Origin of the sequence: Anabaenopsis arnoldii, from assembly GCF_028331025.1 — a bacterium.
Classification (GTDB): Bacteria; Cyanobacteriota; Cyanobacteriia; order Cyanobacteriales; family Nostocaceae; genus Anabaenopsis; species Anabaenopsis arnoldii.
This window is the reverse complement of sequence record NZ_JAQMUH010000048.1, coordinates 1-14285: the sequence shown is the minus strand read 5'-3', so window position 1 is coordinate 14285 and position 14285 is coordinate 1. Positions and strand designations below refer to the sequence as shown.

12 protein-coding genes are annotated in these 14285 nt (G+C 40.5%); 7 read left to right on the top strand and 5 right to left on the bottom strand.

Translation table 11 applies throughout. The features are described from left to right. Window positions 1–125: 125 nt before the first annotated feature. The 4 genes from PN457_RS03915 to PN457_RS03900 all read right to left on the bottom strand — a co-directional run bounded on the left by PN457_RS03915 (window position 126) and on the right by PN457_RS03900 (window position 2667). The gene (locus PN457_RS03915; protein ID WP_271731462.1) at window positions 126–731 is read right to left on the bottom strand and encodes a TerD family protein; all 606 of its coding nucleotides are present in this window, start codon (window positions 729–731) and stop codon (window positions 126–128) included. A gap of 10 nt (window positions 732–741) precedes the next feature. Then, entirely contained in the window at window positions 742–1317 is a 576-nt protein-coding gene (locus tag PN457_RS03910) for a TerD family protein (RefSeq protein WP_271731460.1), read from the bottom strand. Window positions 1318–1468: 151 nt separating this feature from the next. Beyond that, window positions 1469–2044 (bottom strand): TerD family protein, encoded by a 576-nt coding sequence (locus tag PN457_RS03905; RefSeq protein WP_271731459.1) that lies wholly within the window; start codon window positions 2042–2044, stop codon window positions 1469–1471. A 179-nt stretch (window positions 2045–2223) separates the two neighbouring features. Next, entirely contained in the window at window positions 2224–2667 is a 444-nt protein-coding gene (locus PN457_RS03900) for a tellurite resistance TerB family protein (protein ID WP_271731458.1), read from the bottom strand. A gap of 483 nt (window positions 2668–3150) precedes the next feature. Between PN457_RS03900 and PN457_RS03895 the strand changes: the two genes are divergently transcribed. Both PN457_RS03895 and PN457_RS03890 read left to right on the top strand, forming a co-directional pair. Then, window positions 3151–4923, top strand: a complete 1773-nt coding sequence (locus PN457_RS03895) for a WD40 repeat domain-containing protein (RefSeq protein WP_271731463.1) — start codon at window positions 3151–3153, stop codon at window positions 4921–4923. A gap of 148 nt (window positions 4924–5071) precedes the next feature. Further along, entirely contained in the window at window positions 5072–5263 is a 192-nt protein-coding gene (locus tag PN457_RS03890) for a DUF2795 domain-containing protein (protein ID WP_271731457.1), read from the top strand. 63 nt (window positions 5264–5326) lie between these two features. On the opposite strand, the gene ftsH is transcribed toward PN457_RS03890, so the two are convergent. After that, window positions 5327–7270, bottom strand: coding sequence for an ATP-dependent zinc metalloprotease FtsH (gene ftsH, locus PN457_RS03885; RefSeq protein WP_271731456.1), 1944 nt, complete (start codon window positions 7268–7270; stop codon window positions 5327–5329). Between the two features lie 285 nt (window positions 7271–7555). On the opposite strand from ftsH, the gene PN457_RS03880 reads away from it, so the two are divergent. The 5 genes from PN457_RS03880 (at window position 7556) to PN457_RS03860 (ending at window position 13923) form a co-directional block, all read left to right on the top strand. Then, window positions 7556–7750, top strand: a complete 195-nt coding sequence (locus tag PN457_RS03880) for a hypothetical protein (protein ID WP_271731455.1) — start codon at window positions 7556–7558, stop codon at window positions 7748–7750. Window positions 7751–7802: 52 nt separating this feature from the next. Next, the gene (locus PN457_RS03875; RefSeq protein ID WP_271731454.1) at window positions 7803–8951 is read left to right on the top strand and encodes an AI-2E family transporter; all 1149 of its coding nucleotides are present in this window, start codon (window positions 7803–7805) and stop codon (window positions 8949–8951) included. A 1210-nt stretch (window positions 8952–10161) separates the two neighbouring features. Beyond that, window positions 10162–10836 carry a vWA domain-containing protein gene (locus PN457_RS03870; protein ID WP_271731453.1) on the top strand — a complete coding sequence of 225 codons (675 nt, stop codon included), beginning with the start codon at window positions 10162–10164 and terminating at the stop codon, window positions 10834–10836. Between the two features lie 69 nt (window positions 10837–10905). Continuing rightward, window positions 10906–11694 carry a PP2C family serine/threonine-protein phosphatase gene (locus PN457_RS03865; protein ID WP_271731452.1) on the top strand — a complete coding sequence of 263 codons (789 nt, stop codon included), beginning with the start codon at window positions 10906–10908 and terminating at the stop codon, window positions 11692–11694. Between the two features lie 75 nt (window positions 11695–11769). Beyond that, window positions 11770–13923 carry a tetratricopeptide repeat protein gene (locus PN457_RS03860; RefSeq protein WP_271731451.1) on the top strand — a complete coding sequence of 718 codons (2154 nt, stop codon included), beginning with the start codon at window positions 11770–11772 and terminating at the stop codon, window positions 13921–13923. Window positions 13924–14285: the final 362 nt, after the last annotated feature.

Sequence of the window (14285 nt, the reverse complement as noted above, 5' to 3'; positions counted from 1 at the left end):
TACCAACGCCACGCAGTTCTATAACTTATCCCTACCTTTTTTGCATAATCAGATAGTTTCATTCATTTAATGATCGTACACTCATAATATTATACTACAAATGTACATAAATGACTATAAATTCATTAAATTATTGTAGACCTGATCATGTCTGCTAAACCGTTGACAGTGATCCCATTGCCCACAGCTGCCATTTTCCATTCATTATTGTGTCGATATACTTCCGCCAATATCATTCCTGTGCTCCCCTGATAATCTCTACCTGAGAGGTTATATCTAGCCAGTTCTTTGTTATTATCTGCATTGACTAAACGCACAAAAGCATTTTCAACTTGGCTAAAGTCCTGTTTACGGCGAAGGCATTCATAAATATTGATTACGAAAACCAATTTAGCAATCTGGGTTGGTATCCTAGGTAAGTCAACAATAATCACCTCATCATCCCCATCACCAGCACCAGTTAAGTTATCCCCTGTATGAATAATGGCTTTTGACGAATGCTGAAGATTCCCAAAGTAGACAATATTCTCTTTACTCGTTAACTTACCATTGGCATCTAGGCAAATTACAGAAGCATCCAAATCATACTGAGCACCACCAGCAAAGTTACTAAAAAACCCACCGCCGGATGTTTTTGCTACATCCCAGCCTAGTCCACACATCAACTTAGTCAGGGTGGGAGCTTCCTTAGACAGAGAAATTCTCTGTCCTTTTTGTAAATTAATTCCCATATCTCATCTCCTAGCTATAACGATCTAATAATGCTTGTAAGCCACCTTGATAACCAGATCCGACTGCATTTAAACGCCACTCTCCATCTTTGCGATAGATTTCAGCCATAATTAATGCAGTTTCAACAGAGTAATCCTCAACCAAGTCGTATCTAACTACTTCTTGATTAGTCTGAGCATTAACGATACGAACAAAAGCATTTTGAACCTGACCAAAGTTTTGACCTCGTTTTCCGGCTTCATGAATAGTTACCGTAATCACAATTTTCTGAATATCAGCAGGAACCTTTTGCAGACTAATCTTGATGACCTCATCATCACCATCACCAACACCTGTCAGATTATCCCCTGTGTGTTCTACTGACTTGCTTGCATCTGGACTAGTCCGGTTATTGTAAAAAATAAAGTGGTCGTCAGATATCAACTTTTCGTTACTACCGAGTAGAAAAACTGATGCGTCTAGGTCAAAGTCATAGCCAGTGTCCGTTGGTTTCACATCCCACCCCAAACCAACAAATACCTCCGTAAGTCCCGGCGCAACTTTTTCTAGTGAAACCCGTTGTCCTTTTGTTAACGTAACTGCCATTTTTTTGGTCTCCTGAAATTCAACCTTGAACGAATAAATTTGTAAAGTGCCTAACTTCTCATAGAATTGGTATGACCAACCATCTTACTGGGGTAAATGAAAATGCTGACTTTTCCCCCAGTAAAATGGTTTTAGCCTTCTGGAGAATTACCTAGTTATAGCGATCAAGGAGCGCCTGTAAACCACCTTGATAACCAGACCCGACTGCATTTAAACGCCACTCACCATCTTGACGATAAAGTTCAGCCATGATCAATGCTGTTTCGATGGAATAATCTTCTGTAAGTTCATAGCGGACAGCTTCTTCTTTTGTCTGCTCATTCACAATACGTACATAGGCATTTTGTACTTGACCAAAATTTTGATGGCGTTTTTCTGCGTCATGAATAGTCACAGCGATCGCAATTTTTTCAACCTCATCAGGTACTTGATTCAAAGAAACTTTGATTGTCTCATCATCTCCTTCACCTATACCTGTCAGGTTATCTCCTAGATGTTGTACTGCTTTATCAGCATCAGGACTTTTAGGATTGTTATAAAATATAAAATGGGCTTCAGATATGAGCTTATCATGAGAATTGAGCAGAAAAGCTGAGGCATCTAAATCAAAATCTGTGCCGGTATCAGTAGACTTTACATCCCATCCAAGACCAACAAAAACTTGAGACAGACCCGGTGCAACTTTCTCCAGAGAGATACGTTGTCCCTTCGCCAGATTAATTGTCATTATTCAAGACTCCGTGATAATTCAGGTAATATGTAGTCGGAATATATGTATATAGCCTTTTTCAGGCTCATGAAGTACACACCAATTCCCTGTTCCCTGTTCCCTGTTCCCTGTTCCCTGTTCCCTGTTCCCTGTTCCCTCAAACTAAAAAAAATTGTACCTCACGAGCATGGGAAATGCTATAATTGAAACTCTAAGGGATTCAAAGACAAATTTTGACATATTTCTCGCACAACTTGCTTCTCGGATTCCTCGAAATTATTATCAGCCGAACCGATGCTACAACATACTATAATCAATAATTTTGCAGCATCGGAATTATTCTTGAACTTACTAATAGCTTTTAGTGCTTGTTCTTTACCAATATCTGAGTCAAACTCAAAACCACTCACAAAATAGTTGAATCTCTCAATGACATCATTCATCTCAAATACACGCAGTTCCTCACTTCTAGCAATGAAACCAGCCATTTTTTGTTTTTCCGTAGAATGAATATGTCCATCTGCAGCTGCTACTAAAGCGCATCCCGCAACAATAGCATCCATGAATTCTTTGTTTTTAAACCGCACAATAGAATCATGGAGATTTTTTTGTTGTTCTTTTACCCAATTTAAAAAAGTCACGACAGTACTCCAGTTTTACTTGATGCTCAGAGGATGTCTGCTGCATTGCATAGCAACAGATATAAATACTTTCAGTTCATCTATCGGAGGTAATCATCCGCATTGAAAGTTTTGGATGAAATGTATCATAATAAACCGAATTAATTTTGACAACTAAGAGTATTGTATAAATATAATCATCTATCTAAAGATAGATATTTAATCAAAAGATGATCATATCCTCACCTAGCGGCTAAACCCCAAGATTGCTACTCGCGCCTTATAATCTATGATACATACTTATTATTAGTAACAAAAAATACTTTTATTTCCATCTTAGCCACTATACTTACATCTGTTACCAAAACTATTTCTGGGATGCAAATCATTGACCATGACAAATTGACCAGCATCGTAACTCATAAATTCCAGATTGCTCTTGAGTAATTAGGTCGGTATAGCTTACCCTAAGTATGCAATATTATTGTGTCACACCCAATGCAGATGGATTGGATTAGCTTACTCAAAGCTCAACAAGCTGACTTCCTTCAACGTGTGAAAAAACCTAAAACTTATGATTTATCCTTGCTGGAAAGTCAAGTTAAAGCATCTCACCGTGAGAGAATAGTATTCTCTTGTGAGGAATTGCTGAAGATAACCGAATTTTCCCGTCAGCAAGCCGAAATTGTCGCCAAAAATCCACCCCCTACACCACCGGAATATCCCGACCCGGATGACTGGGGGATGACTTTTCCCGAATACTTCCAGAAGCAAGCACAAGAGTATCTTTTCCGAGAGCAAATTGTGGGGTTAGTGATGGCTGAATGTCTGGGTAAGTTAGTCAAAAAAATCCCACAGGACAGTGTAGAACACATGGTGTTAGATGATGAAGGGAATTTGCGCGGAGAGAGCAAATTTGCCTACCTGTTGGCTAATAATCCTAATGTTAGTATTCAAGTTTACGCAGTTGATGGAGAAAGTGTTAATAGTATTAAGAAAAATAAAGTGAGGTGGTCAGTTACTCAGGATGATTTGAAGAATTATCAAGTATTAGTTTTTCTGTGTTTACTGCACCCATTCACTGATATGAATTATTACCAAAAACATTGTATCATTGCGGGTTTTTTACCAACCAGCCAAATTAAATTTCCCGAACCAAAACTGTATGTTACTCCCGATCATTTCTTGTATGCGGGGGGTTTGAGTTGGTATTTAGAATCATTAGTTACCCAAGGAAATATCAAAAAACCCACACAGCCATTAGTTGAACAACAGATAATAGTAGAAACAGTGCAAACTTTGCCAGCAGAACACCCGCAAAAGGCAATAATTGGTGATTGGGAATGTTGGCAAACATTGAAAGGCCACACTAGAGGCATTAATTGTATAGCTTTTAGTTCCAGGTCTAACAATGGCACAACCTCCCCCATATTAGCAAGTGGTAGTTATGGGGAAACAAAGCTCTGGGATTTAAGTAAGGGTGAATTAATCCAGACATTATCAGAGTATCCTTGGGTAGTGTCTGGAGACGTAGATATGGTAAATTCTCTAGCCTTTAGTTCAGATGGACAAACTTTAGTTACTGGTAGTGCTGATTCCACGGTCAAGATTTGGCACGTAGGCGCATTAGATTTAATCGATATTCTGCACAAGCATAATGCTATGGTGCGGTGCGTTGCATTTACACCAGATGGACTGATGTTAGCAACGGCTGGGGATGATAGAAAAGTCTTATTTTGGGATTTGACCCAACGTCAGGTAGCGATCGCCTTATCTTTAGATGATACAGCCGCTCATTCCCTAGTTTTTAGTCAAGATGGGCAAATATTAGCTACAGGTAGCTACCGCAAAATCAAAGTTTGGCGGACTTCACAACCCAGCGGGTGGAAAACTCTCAAACATTCACCACCCCCATACAGCCTCACCGGTCATTCTCACATCGTCTCTGCCATGACTATCAGTGCCGATGGTAAACTACTAGTCAGTGGTAGTTGGGATCAAACAATTAAAATTTGGCACTTGGAAACAGGGAAATTAATTCGTACCCTCAAGGGTCATAGAGATAAAGTGTATGCTGTAGCCCTGAGTCCTGATGGACTTATCGCCAGTGGTAGTGCAGATCAAAGCATCAAATTGTGGCATCCAGAAACAGGCGAATTGCTAGCTACTTTTAATGGCCATAGCCATACAGTTACAGCCCTAGCCTTCACAGATTCGGGTGAGATGTTAGTTTCTGGAAGTTTTGATCAAACAATTAAAATTTGGCAGAGAAGCTGATTGGAGAGGCATTTGATGAGTTTATGAATCAAATTTGGATGTATATGCAATTACAACGAATTTCCGACTTAAGATACAACCCTAGGTAGAGAATGACAGATAGCCATAGCCAATAGCCTAGATACAACCCACTAACAGAGGTGAAGTTATGGCAGTATCTGCAGTTGATATTTCTAGAAGTCTCAGCGGCATAGATTTTCCAGCCAATAAACAGGATTTAGTCAACCATGCCAGACAGAAAAACGCCAGTCAAGAAATAATCAACATCCTCCAACAAATGGCAGAAAGGGAATATGGCAATATGGCAGACGTAGAACATGCCTTTGGTGAAGTGAGATAATTTCATGAAGAAAGCGATCGCCCTAGAAATAGGGCGATCGCTAAACAATTCACGCTAAAATCATTAAACCAGAAGTGATTGCATCAATGGTCTGTCTGCCAATAACTTACCGGTTCGTAACCACTCATCCAATTCATCTGGTGCTTCAACTTGGTTAAGGAACTCACGCAATTGAAGACCTTCCAGAATTTCCTTATCCAATAATGCCTGTGCAATCTCCTCTAGCAACTTGCGGTTATAATGCAAAATACTCAAAGCGATGTGATGAGCATTATCTAGACTCAGCTTCACTTCCCGATCAATTTCTTCAGCCACCTTGGGACTAATACTACGGCGGGGATTAGCATAACCTTCCAGGAACTGCTGTTGAATCTTCTCAAAAGCCACAGTACCCAACTTCTCACTCATCCCATAGATAGTAATAGCTCGTTCTGCCAAATCAGTAGCTTTCTGGATATCATCAGCAGCACCAGTAGAAACCTTCCCAAAAACAATTTCCTCAGCAGAACGGCCACCCAATAAAGTAGCAATGCGTCCGCGAATTTCATCTTCTATCATCAAGAAGCGGTCTTCTTCGGGCATCTGAATTGTATAACCCAAAGCACCCACACCACGGGGTACAACAGAGATTTTTTCCACCTTACCAGCACCAGGCATTAACGCACCGATGATGGCGTGACCAACTTCGTGATAGGCTACTGTGGTTTTCTCCAGTTCATTCAGCACACGAGAACGTTTTTCTAAACCAGCCACCAACCGCTCAATAGCTTCATTAAAATCTGCCATTAATACTGCAGGGCGATTTTGTCGGGCTGCTAACAGTGCAGCTTCATTGACTAGGTTAGCTAAATCTGCTCCCGCAAAACCAGGAGTTCGACCCGCAATAGTTGATAAATCAACATCATCAGCTAATTTCACATTTCTCGCATGGACATTCAGAATAGCTTCACGACCGCTTTTATCAGGACGGTCAACCACAACTTGACGGTCAAATCGACCTGGACGACTTAATGCGGGGTCAATGACTTCGGGACGGTTGGTCGCTGCAATGATAATCACCCCTGTGTTAGCGTCAAAACCATCCATTTCACTCAGTAGCTGGTTGAGAGTTTGTTCACGCTCATCATTACCGCCCATAATCGGCCCAGCACTTCCACGAGACTTACCCAGTGCGTCTAATTCGTCAATAAACACAATACAAGGGGCTTGCTGTTTGGCTTGGTCGAACAAGTCACGCACCCGGGCTGCACCTACACCCACAAATAATTCAATAAATTCTGAGCCAGAAATACTGAAAAACGGCACACCAGCTTCACCCGCTACGGCTTTAGCTAGCATGGTTTTACCCGTTCCCGGAGGTCCCACCAACAATACGCCTTTAGGAATTTTTGCCCCCAGTCTGGTGTATTTACCGGCATTTTTGAGAAAATCAATGATTTCTTCTAGTTCTGCCTTAGCTTCATCTACACCGGCAACATCACTAAATTGTACACCCGTGATGCCTTCGGAATAGATGCGGGCTTTGCTTTTACCTACTGTCAATGCAGCCGGACCGCTACCTTGACGACTGATCACAAAAGCCCAAATCCCAAAGAAAATTAATGGGGGTGCAATCCAACTGAGTAAAGTACCAATCCAGGCATTTTGGGATGGTGGTGGTGCTGTAAATTCGACATCATGCTCACGCAGAATTTTGGGCAAATCTAAATCGATGGCTACTGGCGTAGTGGTGAATACCTGTTTTACAGTTTCACCTTCAGCAGTTTGGGTTTTCATGGTATACTCAATGCGATCGCTACCCACAACCGCCTGCTCCACTTGATTATTTTGCACCTGCGCGATAAACTCACTGTAGGGAACTTGAGCTTGCCGCTGCCCAAACAAACTGGGAACAACCAAGTTAAGCAGTAATAAAAAAGTCAATAGAATCAGCAAACTACCGCCCAATTGCCTAGGTTTTGGTGCTTTATCTGGTCTTTGGTAATTATTATTAGTTTCTACAGGCATTTAGATACACCCTCCTTAGTCAGTTATCTTTTGATGTAGTAAACTCACCTGCACACTGCTGTATCAGTTCCTAATAGAATTTGCCTCATGCCAAAACACACAAATACATATAGAGATGCCTAACCCAGGTGCTGAACTACTATTAGCAACAAAAAAATTCACACAGCAACAATTTTGGCAGTATTGATCTCAAGATTTGTCTCTATATAGGTTTATTCTAGAAACTAAACCCAGTCACCTAATATCGGGTATACCCCACAGAGAAATGTGTATTGCCGTACTATTATGAAAAATAATTTAGGATTTGTAGCTAAATTGCTGGTGGTTTCCGGTTTGCTGTCCCTATTAATTAAATACGCAGGACCGCATTTATCCATAGCCGCAACAAATGCCAATGCCCTGATTATAGTTCTGTTACCGAATCTGATGCTCGCGATCGCTTTATTTTGCAGATTCCAATCAATACTCAAACAAAATTAGTAGAAATTGGTAAAATCAGCTAAGGTAACAATGATACATCTGGGGCAGGACTGTGAACCTTGGGCAGTGGATTGGCTTAATCGCTATAGTTCTTTGTTTGTATATCTTATGGCAAATTCGGCAAGTTCTATTGCTGATATTTGCTGCAGTGGTTTTGGCTACTACCTTAAATCGCCTAGCCAAACGTCTTCAAAGCTTAGGCTTGAAACGTGGCCTCGCTGTTCTCCTATCGGTGTGTATTTTCTTCGCCGGTGTAGTATGTTTTTTCTGGCTGATTGTTCCCCCTTTTGTGCAGCAGTTTCAAGAACTCACTTATCGCGTTCCTCAAGGTTTTGCTCTTTTTAATAGTTGGCTAAAGGAACTAGAAACCCTCGTTCCCACTCCACTGGTTCCCTACCTCCCTAATCTCAGTCACCTGATTGCACAAGCACAACCCTTTCTCAATCAGGTATTGGGTAACTCTTTTGCTTTTGTTTCTGGCTCCCTAGAAGTCCTAGTTAAGATGTTATTACTCCTAGTACTAACGGGGATGTTATTAGCCGAACCTCAAGCCTATCGCCGATTATTTATTCGCCTATTCCCTTCATTTTATCGCTCAAGAATAGATGGGATTTTGGATCAATGTGAACTTTCATTGGAGGGATGGATAACAGGTGCTTTTATTGCTATGAGTGTGGTGGGAATATCAAGTGTGATCGGCTTATATATTTTGGGTGTCAAAGCCGCTCTAGCTTTGGGCGTTTTAGCAGGATTTCTCAACTTAATTCCTAATTTAGGTCCTACATTGAGTCTAATACCAGCAATGGCGATCGCCTTGTTAGATACTCCCTGGAAACCTCTGCTAGTGTTGCTTCTCTATCTTGTGATTCAACAGATTGATGCCAACTTTGTGACTCCCACTGTCATGGCACATCGCGTTTCTATACTACCTGCTGTGACCTTAATTTCCCAACTATTTTTCGTTACTTTCTTTGGTTTTTTAGGATTATTTTTAGCATTACCTTTGACTGTGGTTGCTAAGATTTGGTTGCAAGAAGTATTGATTAAAGATGTTCTAGATGAATGGGGAAATAGTCTCGGACAAGAAAGTGAGTTAGTAATCATTTCGCCATCTTCTCTCTCAGATCATGATCCTAATAAAGTAACTCAAAATAGCAGCATGGAACCAACAATTGATGAAATTTTTCCAGCAGAAGAATAATTAATCATCTATATTTTATTTCCGGTTTATTTCCGGTTTATTTCCGGCAGTTTTTATGTTAATGTAAAATGTAAATAAATTTTGCAGTATATCCAGCCATTCTGTAGCGAAATATGCTGTATTTACTACAAATGTTGCTCCTCTGGGTAAACACAAAATTTTCTTAACTTTTTGTATGGTTATAGTAGCAGCCGTTACTCTTTCACAAGTAGGATTTATGTTATTTATTATTATTAATCCCTGATCCTGAATATTTTAGGTAACAGGATCAGGAATATCCTAGCATTACCCATCTACAGGAATTTATGCGTAGGATGAGATTTTATTTTTACTCTTATCTAGGGTTCTGTGTACTAAATTTGTAGCAGTTATATTCTAAGTATAATCACTTGAAAAAAACCAACCTACTTCAGGAAAGGTAAAGTAGCCAGAAAACCTCTTCAGTGTCCCCTTGTGGTCAGGATAATTTTTAACGCCCATCTAACTTGTATCTAGCAGAGAATGAAAATTTATCCACATTTATCGGTCATTGGTCAAAGGGTAAATCTGATGCACATCAGTATCTTCATAAACCATGAGGATGTAGTCTTCTAAAATTATCAAAATTAATCAGATTTCCGAGTGTTTTAAATAACTTAAAAATAGGAATCTCATTATGCTTACTTTGTTCAAATTTAATATTTATCTCAAGAAAGTATTATGTATTTGCTGTATACATACACCGATGATATTATACTAAATATTATTGATATATTTGGTATAATATCCTGTTCAATAAGATGGAATATAGCCTTTTTCAGGCTCATGAAGTACACACCTATTCCCTATTCCCTGTTCCCTCAAACTAAAAAAAAATGTACCTCACGAGCATGGTAAATGCTATATCCTGTTCAAAATCATGATGTTGTCGATATAAAAAATGACTTTGTATATAATATTGTGTTCTAAATGAATATGTAATGAACCGTATTTTGTGCAGTGACAGAAAGGAATGAAATTCACAAAACCACCCTGTATACGCAGAATAATTAGCAGTATCTTAATCAAAAAATAATATATGTAGATAAGTTTGTCCAAACTATCTGTTTCATAAAGATTGCACTAATTAGGGCTAAACATTTATGTTTAGTCTTATAGCCTCCGGAAACTAAGGTATATACTTTGAAAAAAGGAAAATAAAGCAGTGACGTACAACATAACAAAAACCGTTATGCATGAAAGCTTACAACTCGATGAAATAGTCGAATTTGCTGAAAATCCTGAACCACGCTGTCCTTGTGTGCTATTGCTAGATACATCAGGATCAATGCAAGGAGATCCTATAGAAGCTTTAAATCAGGGCTTGCTGAGTTTGAAGGATGAATTAGTCAAAAATTCCTTAGCATCCAGAAGGGTTGAAGTAGCGATCATCACTTTTGATACTAATGTGAATATAGTCCAGGATTTTGTCACAGCCGATCAATTTAACCCGCCCATTTTGACAGCCCAGGGACTAACGACTATGGGGGCAGGAATTCATAAAGCATTGGACATGGTGGAAGAGCGTAAATCTTTATATCGTGCCAATGGCATTGCTTATTATCGTCCTTGGGTGTTCATGATTACAGATGGAGAACCACAAGGTGAATTAGACCATCTCATAGAGCAAGCAGCGCAACGCCTACAAGTAGATGAAGCTAATAAACGAGTTGCATTCTTCACAGTAGGTGTAGAAAACGCTAACATGATGCGCTTAAATCAATTAGCAGTGCGAACCCCACTCAAACTCAAAGGACTTAACTTTATTGAGATGTTTGTTTGGTTGTCAGCCAGTATGTCAGCAGTTTCCCATTCTCAGGTAGATGAACAGGTAGCACTACCACCCATTGGCTGGGGTACTCTTTAATCGGGTTAGCGTCGCTTACCGTAGGTATCGTGGCTTACATTCACACGAGCTATGCCTGAAAAAAAATCTATGAATACAACATTGAAACAGATATCTCATTGGCAAGTAGTGGCTGCATCTGTATGCGGTACAAGCCACATCAGAAATAAGCAGCTGTGTCAAGATGCTCACCACTGGCAGCTACTACCAGGTAATGTGTTGCTCACCGCGGCTGCTGATGGTGCAGGTTCTGCCAGCCAGGGAAAAGTGGGAGCAATGGTAGCTGTAGAAAAAGCAATAGAAACCCTTGCTATCAAACAAATTACTAGAGATTCCCTTGCAGATGATGCAATTGTGCGATCGCTATTGAATGAAGCCTTACTAGCAGCCAAAAAAGCGGTAGAGGATGCAGCAAGAACTGGCAGCAAACAGCCTCAAGATTTAGCAACTACCCTAATTATAATGGTTGCTACCCCGGATCTGGTCGCCGTGGTACAAATTGGTGATGGTTTAGCAGTGGCCAAGGATCGCATGGGTAACTTAATGGCACTGACAAGACCTGATCATGGAGAATACATCAACGAGACAACTTTTTTAACTTCCCCTCATGCCTTAGATACAGCGCAAATCAGATTATGGCGTGAAAACATAGTTAATATTGCCGTCCTTACCGATGGACTACAAATGCTGGCCTTAAATATGCTGGTGGGCGAACCTCATAAACCCTTCTTTTTTCCCTTATTCGACTTTGTGGAGAATGCCGAAGATCAGACAACAGCCAAGGAACAGTTGGTGAGGTTTTTAGGTTCTGAACGGATTACCCAACGTACTGATGATGACCTGACCCTGATTTTAGCAGGTCTTAGGAATGCTCAATGATCTTTTATCTGAGCAACGTTGTGGTGATTTTGCGAGATTTGTATTTTACATAACCCCATTCATCGTAATTTTATCATGCAAGTCTTACGTTGTTTTCCCAAACAAGAAATTATCAACCTCAGCGTGAGTTTGGGGCGTGGCGGTGAAGCTTGTATCTATACAGTGCCCTCCTGTGGTGATTTAGTCGCTAAAGTCTATCACAAACCAACAGTTGCTCACGCCAACAAACTCCAGGCGATGCTGGACAACCCTCCAGAAAACCCTACAGCTAGCTTGGGGCATATTTCCATTGCTTGGCCGCTGGATTTATTACGGTCAAAAGACCAAGACAATCGCATCATCGGCTTTTTAATGCCTCGCATTCGTGGGATGCGCCCCATTATAGACTTTTACAATCCCAGAACTCGTCGCGAACACTGTCCCTTATTCAATTATCAGTATCTGCTACGCACCGCTCGTAATTTGGCCGCGGCTTTTGCAGCTTTGCATAATAGTGGATATTGCGTTGGTGACGTCAATGAGTCAAATATTCTCGTTAGCGATACAGCACTGGTGACCTTGGTTGATACTGACTCGTTCCAAGTGTACGATCCTGATCAGAATGTTGTTTATCGCTGTCCTGTAGGTAAACCAGAGTTTACCCCACCAGAACTACAGAATAAAATTTTTGCTCAACACGATCGCAAAATCACCCATGATTCCTTTGGGCTGGCGGTGTTGATTTTTCAACTTTTAATGGAAGGTACTCACCCCTTTTCGGGAATCTTTCAAGGTGTTTCTGAGCCACCACCCTACGAAGCCCGGATTGCTGCGGGACATTTCACTTATAGTCAAAAGCGTCACGTACCTTATCTCCCTACCCCCATCGCACCCCCTTGGGAAATGCTGCATCCCAAGTTGCAAGAATTGTTTTTACGTTGTTTTGAAGATGGTCACGATCACCCACATCTGCGCCCCAACGCCCAAACTTGGTTATCAGTTTTAGCCCAAGCAGAAGATAGCCTGATTACTTGTACTGCTAATCCCCAGCATCGCTATAATCACCATTTAGATAGTTGTCCCTGGTGTAAACGTGCTTTGCGCTTAGGTGGACGTGATCCATTTCCATCACCTAGAGCAGTAGAAAATCGCGAACATCTGCGCCCACGATTTGTACCTAAAAGGCGTTACGCCCAGCGTCCACGTTCTCCACAACCAGTCAGGCCGCAATCCCAAATAAATCATTGGCAGTTACCTAAGTATTCTGTTTATCAACGTCAAAAAAACACAAAGTTTTATCCCGCTATTTTGTGTTTAGTGGGTTTTGGTGTGTTGGGGTATTTAGACGTAGCAATTAAATTTACTCGTCCTTATGTTTCTCAAAATACCTACACTCAACAAACTTTGATAACTCCTCCTCAACCCCAGCCAGATACTCTGACTTTCGCCGATTACTATCAACAGGGTCATGCTGCTTACCAAGCAAAAGATTATCACAAAGCAGTACAACACTTTAGCCAAGCTATAGAACAGGTAGCAACAAATGCTAGTGCTTATGTTCACAGAGGTAATGCCCGCTATGAATTGAGGGATTATGAAGGCGCTCTGGCAGACTATAATCAAGCTTTGCAGATTAACCCTCAAGAAGTTAAAGCTTTTATCCACCGAGGCAATGTTCATTATATGCTGGCTGAATATAGCCACGATCCCGATCGCGAATATAACCTAGCGATCACTGATTTTACTCAAGCTTTATCGCTGAACGAGCAAGAAACAGAAGCCTATATTAAAAGGGGTATTGTCCGTTCGGAAATGGCTAGATATAGCGGTCAATCTGTGCAAGATTATCAAAAAGCTATTCTTGATTTGACCCTGGCGATTCGACTGAATGCATCCAAAGCAGAAGCTTATTTTCATCGCGGTGAAATCCGCTATAGAATGGCACAGTTTAGCAGCAACTTTATTCCAGAATATCAACAGGTAATCGCTGACTTCAACCAAGCACTAAAAATCAATGGTAACTTGGCGAAAGTCTATCTCAAACGAGGGATGATTCGCTATGAACTTACACAGTATGCTGGACAAGACTCTGATCGAAATAACCTCAAGGCTATTCAAGATTTACAAACCGCTGCCAAACTATCCTTGGAACAAGAGGATACACACAGCTACCAGCAAGCCATGAGCAGTATTTGTGTAATTATAGAAAGCCAATGTACTGCTTTATTAAAAAATTCTGCCATGTGGTAATTACACCTGTAACTTAGCAAGTATAGTCTTGAATCAATAACTATAACTATTTTATTACCAAATATAGTCATCCTATTTGACTTGAGAAATTATGAGTGAGGAAAGGGAACAGGGAACAGGGAACAGGGAACAGAAATTGTTCATGAATCATTTAGGATTGCTATATTTTGATTATATCGAACAAATAAACATGACAATCTAAACATTGTCATGTTTAGCTATTTTGGCTCTACCGTACTTGTTATGCTAATTTAACAACTGGTTCGAGGGAACAGGGAACAGGGAACAGGGAACAGAGATTAAGAAGGAATATTCAGGCATTTTCTTCAATAACCAACATTATTTCCCTTATACGGTAAGCC

What these genes read in the sequence shown, in the direction of transcription:
- PN457_RS03915 (WP_271731462.1), bottom strand. Translation starts at nt 731, where the DNA reads ATGGGAATTAATTTACAAAAAGGACAGAGAATTTCTCTGTCTAAGGAA.
- PN457_RS03910 (WP_271731460.1), bottom strand. Translation starts at nt 1,317, where the DNA reads ATGGCAGTTACGTTAACAAAAGGACAACGGGTTTCACTAGAAAAAGTT.
- PN457_RS03905 (WP_271731459.1), bottom strand. Translation starts at nt 2,044, where the DNA reads ATGACAATTAATCTGGCGAAGGGACAACGTATCTCTCTGGAGAAAGTT.
- PN457_RS03895 (WP_271731463.1), top strand. Translation starts at nt 3,151, where the DNA reads ATGGATTGGATTAGCTTACTCAAAGCTCAACAAGCTGACTTCCTTCAA.
- PN457_RS03890 (WP_271731457.1), top strand. Translation starts at nt 5,072, where the DNA reads ATGGCAGTATCTGCAGTTGATATTTCTAGAAGTCTCAGCGGCATAGAT.
- ftsH (WP_271731456.1), bottom strand. Translation starts at nt 7,270, where the DNA reads ATGCCTGTAGAAACTAATAATAATTACCAAAGACCAGATAAAGCACCA.
- PN457_RS03880 (WP_271731455.1), top strand. Translation starts at nt 7,556, where the DNA reads ATGAAAAATAATTTAGGATTTGTAGCTAAATTGCTGGTGGTTTCCGGT.
- PN457_RS03870 (WP_271731453.1), top strand. Translation starts at nt 10,162, where the DNA reads ATGCATGAAAGCTTACAACTCGATGAAATAGTCGAATTTGCTGAAAAT.
- PN457_RS03865 (WP_271731452.1), top strand. Translation starts at nt 10,906, where the DNA reads ATGAATACAACATTGAAACAGATATCTCATTGGCAAGTAGTGGCTGCA.
- PN457_RS03860 (WP_271731451.1), top strand. Translation starts at nt 11,770, where the DNA reads ATGCAAGTCTTACGTTGTTTTCCCAAACAAGAAATTATCAACCTCAGC.